Raw genomic sequence first — 13,488 nt, forward strand, 5'->3', positions numbered from 1 at the left:
ACCGGAGGGTCACGCCGCCTGCTTCATGGTCCTTGCAAAGGCCGGGTAAGTCTCGGCGAGCTCGTCGAAAATCCGGCCGCGCAGCAATGCCAGGGTTGCGGAATCGGGCCGCGCGGTTTCCCGCACGACCTCCGGCTCTTCATAGGTGAAGCCGGTATTTTCCCTGATGTCGGCCGGCGTGAAGGGCGGATGCACCGAGCGCAGGGCGAAGCCGCCTGCCTCGCGGTCGAAGTCGAACAGCGCCATGTTGGTCAGGAGTGCGTATGGCCCGCCGCGGCGAGGGACCTCCGGTGTGGTCGCCCGGGCGCTGACGAAGTCGACCTTCGGCACGAACACGCGCGGGGTGTGCTCCTCGCGAAACAGGATCACGCGCGGAATGAGATGGTAGAGATAGGCCGAGCCGAACGAGCCGGGCCAGCGCACATCGGTCTTCGGGTAATCGCCGGTGCCGACGAGGTTGATGTTGCCCGCGCCGTCGATCTGGCCACCGCCGAGAAAGAACGCGTCGACCCTTCCCTGCGCGGCGCAGTCGAACAGCTCGATGCCGCCATTGGTGAAGAAATTATGCCGCTGCGATCCCAGGATCGAGATGCGCACCGGCGGTTTGCCACAGAGTTCGTTGCGTGCGCGCAGCAGCATCGCACCGGCTGCGGGGATCGGCGACGATGCGCCGACCGCGACGTGACGGATGCCGTCGAGCAGGTCGGCGATGGTGGTGATCAGGATTTCGCGCCGTTCGCGTTCCGATGACATCAGGCCACCTGCTTGCGATGGGACAGGAAGGTCGAGAGATAGGCTCGGAAGCCGTCCTCGCTGCGCGCCATCGCCGCATAGCGCGCGATCTCGGCCTCGTCGGCGGGATATTCATTCCACAGCGCCAGCGGCCAGGCGCCGCGCTCGGCAACCGCGATGGCGTCGACATAGAGCGAGGGCAGCACGCCGGCGGCGGAATCCTCCGTCTCGAACAGATCGTGGTCGACGATGCGCTCGACGGTGACCAGCGTGCGCTTGGCGGCATAGGCCATGGTGGCGAGCTCGCGGAAACGGCCGATCCTGATATTGCCGGCACGGTCGGCCTCCGGCGCATGAAACAGCGCAACGTCGGGCTTGATCGCCGGCACCACCACCACCTTGCGCGCCTCGCCGACCGGACTGTCGATCACCTTCCAGTCCGGCCGCACCTCGAGCAGATCGCTGCCGATGATGCCGGCGATCGGCATGAAGGGCACGCCGTGTTGCGCCGCCATCAGGCCGGCGTGAATCGCGGGGCAGGTGGCATCGCGCAGCGTCACGCTACCCGCCCGCACCGCGGCGCCGAAACGCGGCGCGCCGCCGGCTTCGCCGAGCGAGATGGCGCTGGTCTCGAGCGTCCTGACCGCACCGGCACCGATCAGGAGATCGGCCTGCATGCCGCTGATGGGGACGCAGACCAGATGAAGATTATCGATGCCGGCTGCGATGATGGCGGCGGTCGCGGCCATCGCGACGCCGGAGCGGTCCACGGGGACGGCCAGCGATTGCCCCGATGCAACGCGACCGGCCAGCGCCTCCAGTGCAACGATCTCGGTCATGGGCGTCCTCCGCTTTGTTTTTCTTATCCTGCCTCAAGCCAACGCCGCCTGCCAGCGCGTATCGCGCAGGGAGGGGCGGCGATGCAGGCGGGCGTCGAGCATGCTGCGCGCGCGCGCCAGCTCGCCGCCGCGCATGAGAGCGACAATAAAGGTGTCCTCGATCAATTCGCGCTGGGCGTGGCTGCCGCCGATGCGGACGACGTCGGCGAGCGCGGGCGCGAGCGTCCGCACGCAGGCCGCATAGTCCTCGTCCGCAAAGGCCGCCAGTGCGCGGCAGATCGCCGGCACCACGGGGCCGGCCGGCAGCTTGCCCTCGGCGACCCGCTGCTCGATCACGGCAAGGCGCGCGGCGAGGGCGTCGCGGTTTTGCGTTGCGGCCGCGAACAGCGCCATATGGACGTCGGCGAACGGCAAGCTCGATTTCGGAAACAGCTTTTGCGCGGCGGCGTCGGCGTCGAGCCAGAGTTCCTGCGGCACGGCGTGGCCATAAGCGGACAGGCGCCAGAGCAGCGAGGCGCCGTCGGTGACGACGTTGAGCGGCGGCGCCTGCGTCGCGGAGGGCTGCAGCACGTCGGCATAGATCGCAAGTGCGCGTGCGGCGTCGCCATGCTCGAGCGCGCCGAGCGCCTGGTGCCAGCGGATGTGGCCGTGCAGGATTCCGGCGCGGTCGTAAGTGGGAATCCACTCGTCGACGAGACGGTCGGCCGCCTCGATCGAGCCGTCCTCGAACATCGCATGCAGCACGGCGTGCGCGGCATGGGCATTCTGCCGGCGCAGGGCGAAGCCGCGCTCGGTGATGCCGCGGCCGCGGGCTACGTCGCCGTTCTCGGTCATCGCCCAGCCGGACATGGTGAGGAACCACCAGTCTTCGCCATAATGCCGCGCGACGCGCTCGCACAGCTCATGCCGCGCGCGGTCGTGATCGGCCATGCCGGAGAAGGCGAACAGGCCGAACGCGCCGAGCGGCAGCGACAACACCACGGCATCGCGCGGCCATGCCTCGACGTGTTTCAGCGTCGCCTCAATCGACTCGGGCAGTCGGCCCTCGATCGCCAGCGCCAGGGTCTCGACATGCGAACGCTCGCGCTCCGTGCCGCGCTTTGCAACGAGCTCTCGCGCGGCCGCCGCCTTCTGCCGCGCGAGGTCGCCCTGCTGGTAGAAGGCATGCACGCGGGCGCGGGCGATAAGGGGAAGCGCAAAGTCCGGATCGGCGGCGATGGCGCGCTCCAGCGTCTCCGCCGTACCGGTCCAGCCCGCCAGCATGAGGTCGACGCCTTCGCGATAGGCGGATGCCGCGGCATCGGATGCGGTGGAAAGCGGCAGGCCGTAGCGGTCTTCATGCGCCATCGTCGCCTCCCGCTGTTATGCCGTCCGCGCGCGGCGGCCTTCGATCGGATAGGCCGGATCGTTGTAGCCCGGTGTCGAGGGATGGCCCGGCGTCACCAGGCGGTCGATCAGGGCTTCGTCCTCGCTGGTGAAGCGATAGTCGAGTGCGCTGATGTAGCCGTCCCACTGCTCCTCGGTGCGCGGGCCCGCCACAATCGAGGAGACGAAAGCGGAGTTCAGCACCCAGGCGACCGCGAACTGGCCGGCGGTGATGCCTTTCGTCTCGGCATGGCTCTTGATCTCCTGCGCGAGCTGGAGCGACTCCGGCCGCCATTCCGTCTGCATCATGCGGGTGTCGTTGCGCCCCGCACGCGTCTCCTTGTCCGGGGCTGCATCCGGCTTGTACTTGCCGGTGAGCACGCCGCGCGCCAAGGGGCTATAGGGCACGATGCCGAGGCCGTAGTAGGCGCAGGCCGGAAAGTGCTCGACCTCGGGCATGCGGTTCATCGCGTTGTAATAGGGTTGGCTCACCGCGGGCCGGTCGATGCCGAGCCGGTCGCAGATGTTGCAGATCTCGGCGACGCGCCAGGCGCGATAGTTCGAGACGCCGAAATAGCGCACCTTGCCCGCGCGGATCAGATCGCCCATCGCGCGCACCGTCTCCTCCAGCGGCGTCGCATGGTCCTCCTTGTGCAGATAGTAGATGTCGATGTGGTCGGTGCCGAGCCGCTTGAGGCTTTCGTCCGCGGCCTGCAACACCCAGCGCCGCGACAGGCCGACGCGGTTGGGATCGTCGCCCATGGGGTTGGCGAGCTTGGTCGCCAGCACCCAGGCATGGCGGTTGTTGCCGATCGCGCGACCGACGACCTCTTCGGAGCCGCCCTTCGAATAGGCGTCGGCGGTGTCGATGAAATTGATTCCGGCATCATGCGCCTTCGCGATGATCCGCGTTGACGCGGCTTCATCGGTCGGTCCGCCGAACATCATGGTGCCCAAACAGATCGGCGAGACTTTCAGGCCAGTGCGGCCGAGCTGGCGGTATTGCATGGGCGGATCCTTGCTGCTTCTTGTGGCGGCAGCATAGCCATCTCGCTCCGTCATTGCGAGCGCAGCGAAGCAATCCAGAGATGCGTCCGAGGAACGCGTCTGATTGCCTCGCTGCGCTCGCAATGACGAGGGTGGGGGAGCGCGTTGTTTCCCCATCGTCGTCCTGGACAAGCGAGCGCTTGGCAACGCGTAGCGTTGTCCAATTGCGAGCGCCGATCCAGGACCCATTACCCCAGGAATTGGTTTTGCAGAGATTCGCGGTTACCGGTTCGCGCTACAATTTCTCTCAGGGGTAATGGGTCCTGGCTTTCGCCAGGACGACGGCGGAACGCGCCGCTACGCCGGCCCCTTCAAGATCTTGAAGACGCCGTTGGCCATCACCACACAGCGGTTGTCCACGCTGACTTCGGTGCTCATGAAAATCAGACTGCGCGTCGCGCGCACCACGCGCGGGCGGGAGATCAGGATGTCGCCGATCTGGCCGGCCTCGACGAAATGGGTGTCGAGCTGCACTGTCGCCATGAACTCCTTGCCGGAGACGTAGCGGGCGGTCATGCCGCAGGTACGGTCGGCGAACGTCATCATCACGCCGCCCTGGACATGCCGCGGCGGTTGTGATGCTTGTCCTCGGTGGCGAGTGCGAATTCGTAGCGACCGTCGACCTTGCGCTGCCACAAGGGGCCGATCAAGTGCAAGAAGCCCGTGGTCTCGAGGATGGTCCAGCCCTCCGATTTGAGCCTTGCGGCGGCCTTGTTGGTCATCTCGTCGTCCATTCCTCTGCAGGCCTTGCGATCTCATTTCATCGGGGGCGGACGTGGTGTAGTCAAGCATGATGAGACCGTTCGACGATGCCACACGGCGGAATATCGCGGCCGCCTGCGCGGCCTTCACGCGGCTGCCGGAAGACGGCGCAGCTCCTTCGCTGAAGCGCGCCGCGGTGGCGGTCGCGCTGACCGCGGCGGGCGAGGGGGACGACACCGCGTTCCTGCTCACGCTGCGCGCATCGCACCTGCGCGCTCATCGCGGCCAATGGGCCTTGCCGGGCGGACGCTGTGATGCCGGCGAGACGCCGGTCGAGGCGGCGCTGCGCGAGCTCGACGAGGAGCTCGGCCTTCGCCTCACCAGCGCGGAGGTGCTCGGCACGCTCGACGATTATCCGACCCGCTCCGGCTATCTGATCACGCCGGTGGTGGTCTGGGCCACGGCCGCCGCCGCCATCCGTCCGAACCCGGACGAGGTCGCCTCCGTTCATCGCATCGCGCTCGCGACGATCGAGCGCGACGACGCCTTTGATTTCACCGCGATCCCCGAAAGCAGCCGCCGAGTGATCCGCTTTCACCACCAGATGAGCCTGATCCACGCGCCGACGGCGGCGTTGATCTACCAGTTCCGCGAGGTGCTGGCGGGGCGGCAGACCCGCGTGACTGAGCTGGAACAGCCGGTGTTCGCCTGGAAGTGACGATGGTAAACGGCGCGTTAACGTGACGGTTACCGGATGCCTGTTAAGAGAGCAGCATGCATCATTCGATTCGAAAGAGCCTTGCGCTGGTTCCATTCGCGCTCGTTCTGCTCGCGCCCGCCGCCCGTGGCGGCGCGTCCGACGCGCTGCCGCCCGCCGTCCGCGATGCCAAGGCCCAGCTCCTGTCGCAGTTTTTTGCCCAAGGCGGGGCGTCGCCCGCCGTGCTCGAATATCGCCGCAAGCTGCAGGAATATCAGGCCGCGCGCGCGGCCTTCGACGAGGAAGCCGGTGCCTATTGGAGCCAGATCTCCGAGAAGCGAAAGACCCGCAATGCCAAGCGGCGCAGCGGGCAGCAGATCACGCTCGACGATTACGTGCTGGAGCATCCGCCGCTGTATAACGGGCCGAAGCGGCCGGTGAATCCCGAGCCGGAGGAAACGCCGGAGCGCCCGACCAAAAAGCCGATCCCCGTCGTCGCCGATCTGCTGCGTGCGGCGCAGGAGCTCTACCAGTTCACGCCGCAGCGCCCGTCCAGCGAGGTCGAGTTCAAGCGCGCCTATGCGCGCTACGCGCTCGCCTCCGGGCTGACGCGCGAGCAGGCGGTGCGGGTCTATTCGTTCGAGACCGGCGGCACCGGCAGTTACGACGTGCAGGCGGGCATCGAGCATGGCGGCAAGCGCGCGATCTCGACCGCGATGGGCTACAACCAGCTCCTGACCACCAACAGCGTCGAGCTGCTGGCCGAGCAGGGCCATGAATTCATTCGCGCGCTCTCCGACAAGGTGGCGCGGACCTCGGGCCCGGCGCGGCAGTCGCTCGAGCACAAGCTCACCGTGCTGAAGAAAATGGTGGCGCATGCGAAGTCGGTGCCGGACACCTGGTCGGAGCACGAGAAGATCGGCAACACCGCGCAGGGCTGGGCGATGCATGCCATGGTGCTCGACGTCGATATCGGACCGATGCTGCAGACCCACAAGCTGCTGACGTCGGTGCTGTTCGCGCGCGCAAAGGGCTACGCGCGTCCGCTCACGGCGGCCGAGCTCGAGATGATGAACCTCACCGGCGACGGCACCGGCCTCGACATGGTGACGATGCCGCAGGCGATGCGCGAGCAGGTGCCGACCTCGAACTTCTTCCAGCGCGGCGGCTACGAGCGCAACCCGGTCGCGATCCGCCACAACACGGTGGCGAAGCTGCTCGCGGTGACGGATACGCGGATGGACAGCAACAGCAACAATGCCGGCGCGCGGGAGCTGGCGGGGGCGTTTTAGGACGCTGCCGTAGGGTGGGCAAAGCGAAGCGTGCCCACTGCTTTCGACCAGAGTGTGCTGACAGGTGGTGGGCACGGCGCTAACGCGCCTTTGCCCACCCTACGGCGCCGTGCCTACTGGTCCGGCCCGAACTTGAACTTGCCGTCGCCTTCGAGATACGGGCCGCTACGCATGTAGAGCTGGCCGTTGTGGCCGATGAAGAACAGCGTGCCCTTCGGCACCTTCTTGGCGCCCTTCAGCAGCTCGCCGGCATTGCTGGTGCCCATCTTGTAGGAATAAGTCTTGCCGTCCCTGTCATAGGCGTAGCCCATGTCGGGCTTGAGCTCCCAGGGCGTCGCCTCGGTCTGCGCCAATGCGGGTGCTGTGAATGCGCCGAGCGCGGCTGCGATTGCAAATGTCTTCGTTGAAAATACCATGATCCTATCCTCCCCATCGTCGGGGTGCCCGGCTTGAACAAATCACGAACGGCATTTTCGGGTCAATTCGCGAAAGCGCCGCGGCGCATCACGTCTTGTCCAGCAGTTTGTGATTTTCCCTTCGTCCCCTCGCGACTATGTTCCGCTTTCCGTCTAGAACGCAATTCGACAAAAATATTGGTGGGGATGATTCGAATGAACCATGTCATTAAAGCCTGCTCGGCTGCCGCGCTGTTGCTTACGGCGCTGGCTCCGGCCGCCCGGGCCGATGATTACCAGCTCAGCCACAACCAGCGGATCTCGTGCAGCCGCGGCCTTGCCCCGGGCAAGCTGAACACGGCGACCTGCAAGTCCTACACCTATCTCTTCAACACCAGGACCTCGGAATATTTCCGTTGCCAGGTATCGCTGGCCCTGACCCGGGACAACAAGGAAGTCATCAACGTCCAGACCGACGGCGGCTGCACCAAGAAGCCGCGCATCTTCGAGACCGACGGACATTACGACTTCGACGCCACCGAGACCGAGCCGCCGAACACCAATTCGTTCTTCGGCCCCGGCGGCTACTCGGTCTGGGCTGCTGACGTCACCGCGCAGAAGGTGCGCGGCTGCATCATCATCTCCTCCGGCCTCGGCTCCGACATCTCCAAGTGCCTGGACATGACGTTCCAGTGAGCAGATTGCGCGCTCGAACACGATGCGTTCGGGCGCGCCGCGATCCGGCTGCGCCACGTCGCCGCACCCGTCGGGTTCCCCAAAAGTCGAGCCGGAACGGCTGTTTACCGCAGTCCTGTTTTGCCTATTGGATGGGTTGACCCGCCCCCCTCATCCGGCCAATTTCCCCGCCGGTTTGGGGAGTACAGAAATCATGAAACGGACGATTTTCGGCGTGGCCGCGGCTCTTGCTCTGGCGGCTTCGGCGCCTTGCGCGCATGCGCAATCCTTCATCAACGTGCTGACCGGAGGCACCTCCGGCGTCTACTACCCGCTCGGGGTCGCGATCGGGAAGATCTACGGCGACAAGATCCCGAACGTGAAGACGCAGGTGCAGGCCACCAAGGCGTCGGTCGAGAACCTGATCCTGCTCCAGCAGGGCCGCGGCGAGCTCGCGTTCACGCTGGGCGACTCGCTCAAGGCGGCCTGGGACGGCGACGAGGAAGCCGGCTTCAAGACCAAGCTCGACAAGCTCAGGACCATCGGCGCGATCTATCCGAACTACATCCAGATCGTCGCGACCACCGAGAGCGGCATCAAGACGCTGGCCGACCTCAAGGCCAAGAGCCTGTCGGTCGGCGCGCCGAAGTCGGGCACCGAGCTGAACTCCCGCGCGATTCTCAGCGCGGCCGGCATGAGCTACAAGGACCTCGGCAAGGTGGAGTATCTGCCGTTCGCCGAATCCGTCGACCTCATGAAGAATCGCCAGTTGGGTGCGACGCTGCAATCGGCCGGGCTCGGTGTGGCCTCGCTGAAGGATCTCTCCACCTCGAGCCCGATCACGGTGGTGTCGGTGCCGAAGGAGACCGTCGACAAGATCGGCCCGCCCTTCATCGCGGCGACCATTCCCGCCAACACCTATACGGGCCAGGACAAGGACGTGCCGACCGCGGCCGTGGTCAACTATCTCGTGACCAGCTCGGCGGTGTCCGACGATCTCGCCTACCAGATGACCAAGCTGGTCTACGAGTCGCTGCCGGAGTTGCAGAATGCCCACGCGGCCGGCAAGGAGATCAAGCTCGAGACGGCCGCCACCGGCAGCCCGGTTCCGCTGCACCCCGGCGCGATCCGCTATTACAAGGAAAAGGGGCTGATCAAGTAATTCTCCGCTGTCATTCCGGGGCGGCTCGCAAGAGCCGAACCCGGAATCTCGAGATTCCGGGTTCGATGCGTCGCATCGCCCCGGAATGACGGAGTGAGCGTGGATGCCCGGGTCATCTGCGCGAAGACGCTTCGCGCTTCTGCCCGGGTATGACGTATTCAGGGCGCAGCGCGAATGCTGTAAGAACGCACCTAATCAGGGCGCGGGGAAACATCGATGTTGCAGGCAGAGGGCTCTGAGGCGCCCATCAAGGTCGAATTCGACAATTTCGAGCATGGCTTCCCCGAAGGGTTCGGCCCGGGCTGGTGGGGCCGGCTCGCCTATTGGATCGGCATCGCCTTCGCGACCTTCCAGCTCTATGTCGCCGCCTTCAACTATCTGCCGAGCCAGGTGGTGCGCGGCGTCCATGTCGGCTTCCTCGTTCTCCTCACCTTCGGCCTGATCGCGAACTTCACTGCAAGGAGCGATGTCGGCCGCGCGCTCGGCTGGGTGATCGGCGGCGCCGGCTTCTTCTGCGGCCTCTACCAGTGGATTTTCTACGCCGATTTGATCGCGCGCGACGGCGATCCGACCAAGCTCGATCTCGCCGTCGGCACGCTGCTTGCGGTGCTGATCTTCGAGGGCACGCGGCGCCTGATGGGCGCGGCGCTGCCGCTGATGTGCGGCGCGTGCCTGCTCTACTGGTTCTTCGGCCAGTATCTGCCATCGCCGCTCAACCATCGCGGCTATGATTTCGACCAGATCGTCACGCATCTGTCGTTCGGCACCGAAGGCTTTTACGGCGTGCCGATCTACGTGTCGGCGACCTACATCTTCCTGTTCATCCTGTTCGGCTCGTTCCTCGAGCGCGCCGGCATGATCCAGCTCTTCACCGACGTCTCGCTCGGCCTGTTCGGCCGCACCCGCGGCGGACCTGCCAAGGTCGCGGTGTTCGCCTCGGGCATGATGGGCACGATCTCGGGCTCGGGCGTCGCCAACGTCGTCACCGTCGGCCAGTTCACAATTCCCTTGATGATCAAGTTCGGCTATCGCCGCGCCTTTGCAGCCGGTGTCGAGGCCACGGCGTCGATGGGCGGGCAGATCATGCCGCCGGTGATGGGCGCGGTCGCCTTCATCATGGCGGAGACGCTCGGCGTCCAGTACTCGGAGATCGTGAAGGCGGCGGCGATCCCCGCGATCCTCTATTTCGCATCCGCGTTCTGGATGGTGCATCTGGAAGCCGGCAAGCACGGTCTCGTCGGCATGAAGCGCTCGGAGATCCCGAGCGCCTGGAAGGCGCTGGTGACGCGCTGGTACCTCGTGCTGCCGCTCGCCGCGCTGGTCTATATGCTGTTCGAAGGCTTTACGCCGCTCTATGCCGGTAGCATGGGCCTCGCGCTCACGGTGGCGCTGATCCTGGGCGCCAGCATCACGGCCGGCGCATCCTCGATGGTGATCCGCACCATCTTCTGGGTCGGGCTCGCGCTCGTCGTCGCCGCATTGTCGCGCGACGGGCTTCAGATCGTGCCGGTCGCGAGCGTCGTCGCCGGGCTGATCGTGATCACCGCCTTCATCCGCGGCGGGTTCAAGGCCCTGCGCGAGTGCCGCGACGCGCTGGCCGAGAGCGCCAAGTCCGCCATCACCGTCGGCATGGCGTGCGCCATCGTCGGCGTCATCATCGGCATGATGTCGCAGACCGGCGTCGGCACCATCTTCGGCGGCTGGGTGATCGGTCTCGGCGAGAAGAGCCTGTTCCTGGCGCTGATCATGACCATGCTGCTGTCGATCCTGCTCGGCACCGGCATTCCGACCATCCCGACCTACATCATCACCGCCGCGCTCGCGGCGCCCGCGCTGGCGAAACTCGGCGTGCCCCTGATCGCGAGCCACATGTTCGCGTTCTACTACGGCATCATGGCCGACCTCTCGCCGCCGGTCGCGCTCGCCGCGCTCGCGGCCGCGCCGATCGCGAAGGAAAATCCGGACAAGATCGGCTGGGAGGCGATGCGCATCGCGCTCGCCGGCTATGTCATCCCCTTCGTCTTCGTCTATTCGCCGGCGCTGATGCTCCAGGCCGGCGATCCCATGGCGGCCAAGCTCGGCTTCTACGGCGCGGTCGCGCTAGCGACCTTCAAGGCGCTGGTCGCGATCGGCCTGTTCGGCATGGTCGCGATCGGCTTTCTGTTCACGCGGCTGACGTTCGTCGAACGCCTGGTCGCGCTCGGTGCCGCGTTCTGCCTGCTCGGCGACTTCCCGTTCAGCGACACCGCGGGCTTCGTGCTCTCCGCCGCGCTCGCGCTGTGGCAGTGGCGGCAGCGCCCACCGGCAGTGGTCGAGGCGGTGTGAGCCTCTGCTTCGCCACAGCATCAGGCGTGAAGGCGCTGGCGCTGTCCGCCTTCACGCTGGTGTGGACGCATTCGATCGAAAAGGTCGACTGGCAGGAGGACTGGCGCGTGACGCCGGCGGGTCTCGAACTGGTGCAGGCACGGGTCAAGGGCAGCGGTGCCGGCATGGAGCCGCCGCCCGAAGCGCGGCTCGTCGATGGCTGGTTTCAATGGCAGCCGCAGCGTGCGCCGATGCAGGAGGTCGTGCTCGGCAATTCCGGCGCCGCCGGGGAATGGCGGCTCTGCCATGACGGCGCGTGCCGGACATTGTCGGAGATTGTCGGGCATCCCATTGGTGCTAACGTCACGACGATGAAGGTCTGCAACGATCCGTAGCCCGGATTGCACTTCGCTCCGTCCGGGCTACAAGAACAACAACAAGGGAGACACGCGATGGATCGGCTCAAGGGCAAGGTTGCGATGGTGGTGGGCGCGGGCTCGATCGGGCCGGGCTGGGGCAACGGCAAGGCGACCGCGGTGACCTTCGCGCGCGAGGGTGCGCAGGTGTTCTGCGTCGACCGCAACGGCACTGCTGCGGAGGAGACCGCGAAGATCATCAATGACGAAGGCGGCAAGGCGACCGCGTTTACCGCCGACGTCTCGCGGTCAGCCGAGATCGAGGCGATGGTCGCGGCGTGCCTGAAGGCCTACGGCCGCATCGACGTGCTCGACAACAATGTCGGCATCGCCGAGATGGGCAGCGTGGTCGAGGTAACCGAGGAGAGCTGGGACCGCGTCTTCAGCGTCAACCTCAAGAGCGCCTATTTCGCCATGAAGCACGTCATCCCCGTGATGGTGAAGCAGGGCGGCGGCTCAATCATCAACATCTCTTCGATCGCCTCGATCCGCCACATGGGCATCTCCTACGTCACCTATGGCACCTCGAAGGCGGCGATGAACCAGATGACGCGCACCACCGCGATCGAGTTCGCGCGGCATCATGTGCGCGTGAATGCGATCCTGCCCGGCCTGATGAAGACCCCGATGGTCGAGCATTCCGCCGGCCTTGCCGCCAGCTACGCCAAGGGCGACGTCGAGGCGATGTGGCGCGCGCGCGATGCCCAGGTGCCGATGGGTCACATGGGCGATGCCTTTGACGTCGCGAATGCCGCGCTGTTCCTGGCGTCGGACGAGTCGAAATATGTGACGGGGATCGAGCTGGTCGTGGACGGCGGGATCACGTGCAAGGCGGGGGCGTAAGCGCTGCCTCACACTCCGCCGTCGTTCTGGACAAGCGAGCGCTGATCCAGGACCCATTACCACAGGGACAGGTTTGGCGAAGGCTGGTAGCTCCAGCCTTCTTCAACAATCGGCATTCGGGGTAATGGGTCCTGGCTTGCGCCAGGACGACATCGGAGAACTACTGCGCCAGCGCCAGAATCCCGCCGGCGAACGCATGCCATGCCGCGCTTTCGCTGATCGGCCAGTTCAGCACCTTCACCGCCAGCATCGCGAGCGTGCCGGTGATGTAGACCGGATGCACGCGGCGCTCGGTGCGCCAGTCGCGCACCATGGCGACGACGAGCAACAGCGAGGCGACCACGGCCGGCGCGATGGTCACCGGCACCGGCGGCGGGCCGGGCGGTCCGGGAGGGGCGAGGAAGGTCAGAAACCAGCGTGCGATCGCGGCGTCGAGGATCGAGACCGCGGCGAGCAGCATCAGGCGCTTGTGGATCTCGGGCCTGCGGGTGTTCGCGATGCCGAGCACAAACACCACCGCGAAGAACGCGATGCCGCTCATCGGCACGATCGAGAAGGCGATGCCGGCTTCTTTCTGCCCGAGCGCGGCGGAGTGCTGCATCACGTGCACGGAGGCGAGGAAGCCGAAGATCGTCATCGCGGTCGCGAGCGAAACGCCGACGATGCCGATCGCGCGGTGATTGACCACGCGGCCTGAAGCCGCCAGCCAGGTCTGGATCACAAAATAGAGAGACCAGGTGAAGAACAGGAGGCCGTGAAAGTGAATCACGGGGCTTGCGGAGAACGTCCGGTGGGCGAGCGGCACCCAATAGGTCGGCGCGAAGCCGAGAAAAGCGGTCGCCGCGCAGGCCAGGGCCATGTGGAGGTAAAAATATCGTGCAGGCGACGCATCACGCGCGCGAACACGACGGTCGTCGATCAGGGTCGTCATCTGGAGTGTGTCTGAAGAGACGGCGTTTGGTTCAATGCCCCGCTGTCGTCCCGGATCGGCGCTCCGCTCCAGTCAACGCTGCGCGTTG

At 65.9% G+C, this 13,488-nt stretch carries 13 protein-coding genes and 1 pseudogene; 7 read left to right on the plus strand and 7 right to left on the minus strand.

The annotated features are described in order from the left end of the window. Window positions 1-9: 9 nt before the first annotated feature. From EI171_RS09250 to EI171_RS09270, 5 genes and pseudogenes are all read right to left on the minus strand, one after another. On the minus strand, window positions 10-753 hold the full coding sequence (locus tag EI171_RS09250) for a CoA transferase (RefSeq protein WP_011084110.1): 744 nt from the start codon (window positions 751-753) through the stop codon (window positions 10-12). Beyond that, the gene (locus tag EI171_RS09255) at window positions 753-1,571 is read right to left on the minus strand and encodes a CoA transferase subunit A (RefSeq protein ID WP_011084111.1); all 819 of its coding nucleotides are present in this window, start codon (window positions 1,569-1,571) and stop codon (window positions 753-755) included. The genes EI171_RS09250 and EI171_RS09255 overlap by 1 nt, the downstream gene beginning before the upstream one ends. A gap of 33 nt (window positions 1,572-1,604) precedes the next feature. Then, complete coding sequence (locus tag EI171_RS09260) at window positions 1,605-2,918, minus strand: tetratricopeptide repeat protein (protein ID WP_161533180.1); 1,314 nt, start codon at window positions 2,916-2,918, stop codon at window positions 1,605-1,607. A gap of 15 nt (window positions 2,919-2,933) precedes the next feature. Then, on the minus strand, window positions 2,934-3,944 hold the full coding sequence (locus EI171_RS09265; RefSeq protein ID WP_161533181.1) for an aldo/keto reductase: 1,011 nt from the start codon (window positions 3,942-3,944) through the stop codon (window positions 2,934-2,936). Window positions 3,945-4,280: 336 nt separating this feature from the next. Continuing rightward, window positions 4,281-4,705, minus strand: a pseudogene (locus tag EI171_RS09270) (PaaI family thioesterase). Window positions 4,706-4,773: 68 nt separating this feature from the next. Here EI171_RS09270 and EI171_RS09275 point away from each other — a divergent pair. Continuing rightward, a complete protein-coding gene (locus EI171_RS09275) occupies window positions 4,774-5,403 on the plus strand; it encodes a CoA pyrophosphatase (protein WP_161533182.1) in 630 nt (209 codons plus the stop codon). A 56-nt stretch (window positions 5,404-5,459) separates the two neighbouring features. Continuing rightward, the gene (locus EI171_RS09280; protein ID WP_161533183.1) at window positions 5,460-6,674 is read left to right on the plus strand and encodes a hypothetical protein; all 1,215 of its coding nucleotides are present in this window, start codon (window positions 5,460-5,462) and stop codon (window positions 6,672-6,674) included. Between the two features lie 113 nt (window positions 6,675-6,787). Here EI171_RS09280 and EI171_RS09285 read toward each other — a convergent pair whose 3' ends face one another. Next, on the minus strand, window positions 6,788-7,090 hold the full coding sequence (locus EI171_RS09285) for a hypothetical protein (RefSeq protein ID WP_011084117.1): 303 nt from the start codon (window positions 7,088-7,090) through the stop codon (window positions 6,788-6,790). Between the two features lie 195 nt (window positions 7,091-7,285). Between EI171_RS09285 and EI171_RS09290 the strand changes: the two genes are divergently transcribed. The 5 genes from EI171_RS09290 to EI171_RS09310 all read left to right on the plus strand — a co-directional run bounded on the left by EI171_RS09290 (window position 7,286) and on the right by EI171_RS09310 (window position 12,469). Further along, complete coding sequence (locus EI171_RS09290) at window positions 7,286-7,765, plus strand: hypothetical protein (RefSeq protein ID WP_028173607.1); 480 nt, start codon at window positions 7,286-7,288, stop codon at window positions 7,763-7,765. Window positions 7,766-7,958: 193 nt separating this feature from the next. After that, window positions 7,959-8,906, plus strand: coding sequence for a TAXI family TRAP transporter solute-binding subunit (locus EI171_RS09295; RefSeq protein ID WP_028173606.1), 948 nt, complete (start codon window positions 7,959-7,961; stop codon window positions 8,904-8,906). Between the two features lie 216 nt (window positions 8,907-9,122). Further along, the gene (locus EI171_RS09300) at window positions 9,123-11,231 is read left to right on the plus strand and encodes a TRAP transporter permease (protein WP_161533184.1); all 2,109 of its coding nucleotides are present in this window, start codon (window positions 9,123-9,125) and stop codon (window positions 11,229-11,231) included. After that, window positions 11,192-11,605, plus strand: coding sequence for a DUF1850 domain-containing protein (locus EI171_RS09305; RefSeq protein ID WP_011084121.1), 414 nt, complete (start codon window positions 11,192-11,194; stop codon window positions 11,603-11,605). The genes EI171_RS09300 and EI171_RS09305 overlap by 40 nt, the downstream gene beginning before the upstream one ends. A 57-nt stretch (window positions 11,606-11,662) precedes the next feature. Then, complete coding sequence (locus EI171_RS09310) at window positions 11,663-12,469, plus strand: SDR family NAD(P)-dependent oxidoreductase (RefSeq protein ID WP_028173603.1); 807 nt, start codon at window positions 11,663-11,665, stop codon at window positions 12,467-12,469. 160 nt (window positions 12,470-12,629) lie between these two features. On the opposite strand, the gene EI171_RS09315 is transcribed toward EI171_RS09310, so the two are convergent. Further along, complete coding sequence (locus tag EI171_RS09315; protein WP_060909281.1) at window positions 12,630-13,400, minus strand: hypothetical protein; 771 nt, start codon at window positions 13,398-13,400, stop codon at window positions 12,630-12,632. Between the last annotated feature and the right edge of the window lie 88 nt (window positions 13,401-13,488).

The sequence above is a fragment of the Bradyrhizobium sp. LCT2 genome (assembly GCF_009931255.1).
Lineage (GTDB): Bacteria > Pseudomonadota > Alphaproteobacteria > Rhizobiales > Xanthobacteraceae > Bradyrhizobium > Bradyrhizobium diazoefficiens.

Bases quoted from the DNA above. Each gene is read 5' to 3' on its own strand.
- EI171_RS09255 (WP_011084111.1), bottom strand. From the start codon at position 1,571: ATGACCGAGATCGTTGCACTGGAGGCGCTGGCCGGTCGCGTTGCATCG.
- EI171_RS09275 (WP_161533182.1), top strand. From the start codon at position 4,774: ATGATGAGACCGTTCGACGATGCCACACGGCGGAATATCGCGGCCGCC.
- EI171_RS09285 (WP_011084117.1), bottom strand. From the start codon at position 7,090: ATGGTATTTTCAACGAAGACATTTGCAATCGCAGCCGCGCTCGGCGCA.
- EI171_RS09290 (WP_028173607.1), top strand. From the start codon at position 7,286: ATGAACCATGTCATTAAAGCCTGCTCGGCTGCCGCGCTGTTGCTTACG.
- EI171_RS09280 (WP_161533183.1), top strand. From the start codon at position 5,460: ATGCATCATTCGATTCGAAAGAGCCTTGCGCTGGTTCCATTCGCGCTC.
- EI171_RS09260 (WP_161533180.1), bottom strand. From the start codon at position 2,918: ATGGCGCATGAAGACCGCTACGGCCTGCCGCTTTCCACCGCATCCGAT.
- EI171_RS09315 (WP_060909281.1), bottom strand. From the start codon at position 13,400: ATGACGACCCTGATCGACGACCGTCGTGTTCGCGCGCGTGATGCGTCG.
- EI171_RS09310 (WP_028173603.1), top strand. From the start codon at position 11,663: ATGGATCGGCTCAAGGGCAAGGTTGCGATGGTGGTGGGCGCGGGCTCG.
- EI171_RS09295 (WP_028173606.1), top strand. From the start codon at position 7,959: ATGAAACGGACGATTTTCGGCGTGGCCGCGGCTCTTGCTCTGGCGGCT.
- EI171_RS09250 (WP_011084110.1), bottom strand. From the start codon at position 753: ATGTCATCGGAACGCGAACGGCGCGAAATCCTGATCACCACCATCGCC.
- EI171_RS09265 (WP_161533181.1), bottom strand. From the start codon at position 3,944: ATGCAATACCGCCAGCTCGGCCGCACTGGCCTGAAAGTCTCGCCGATC.
- EI171_RS09300 (WP_161533184.1), top strand. From the start codon at position 9,123: ATGTTGCAGGCAGAGGGCTCTGAGGCGCCCATCAAGGTCGAATTCGAC.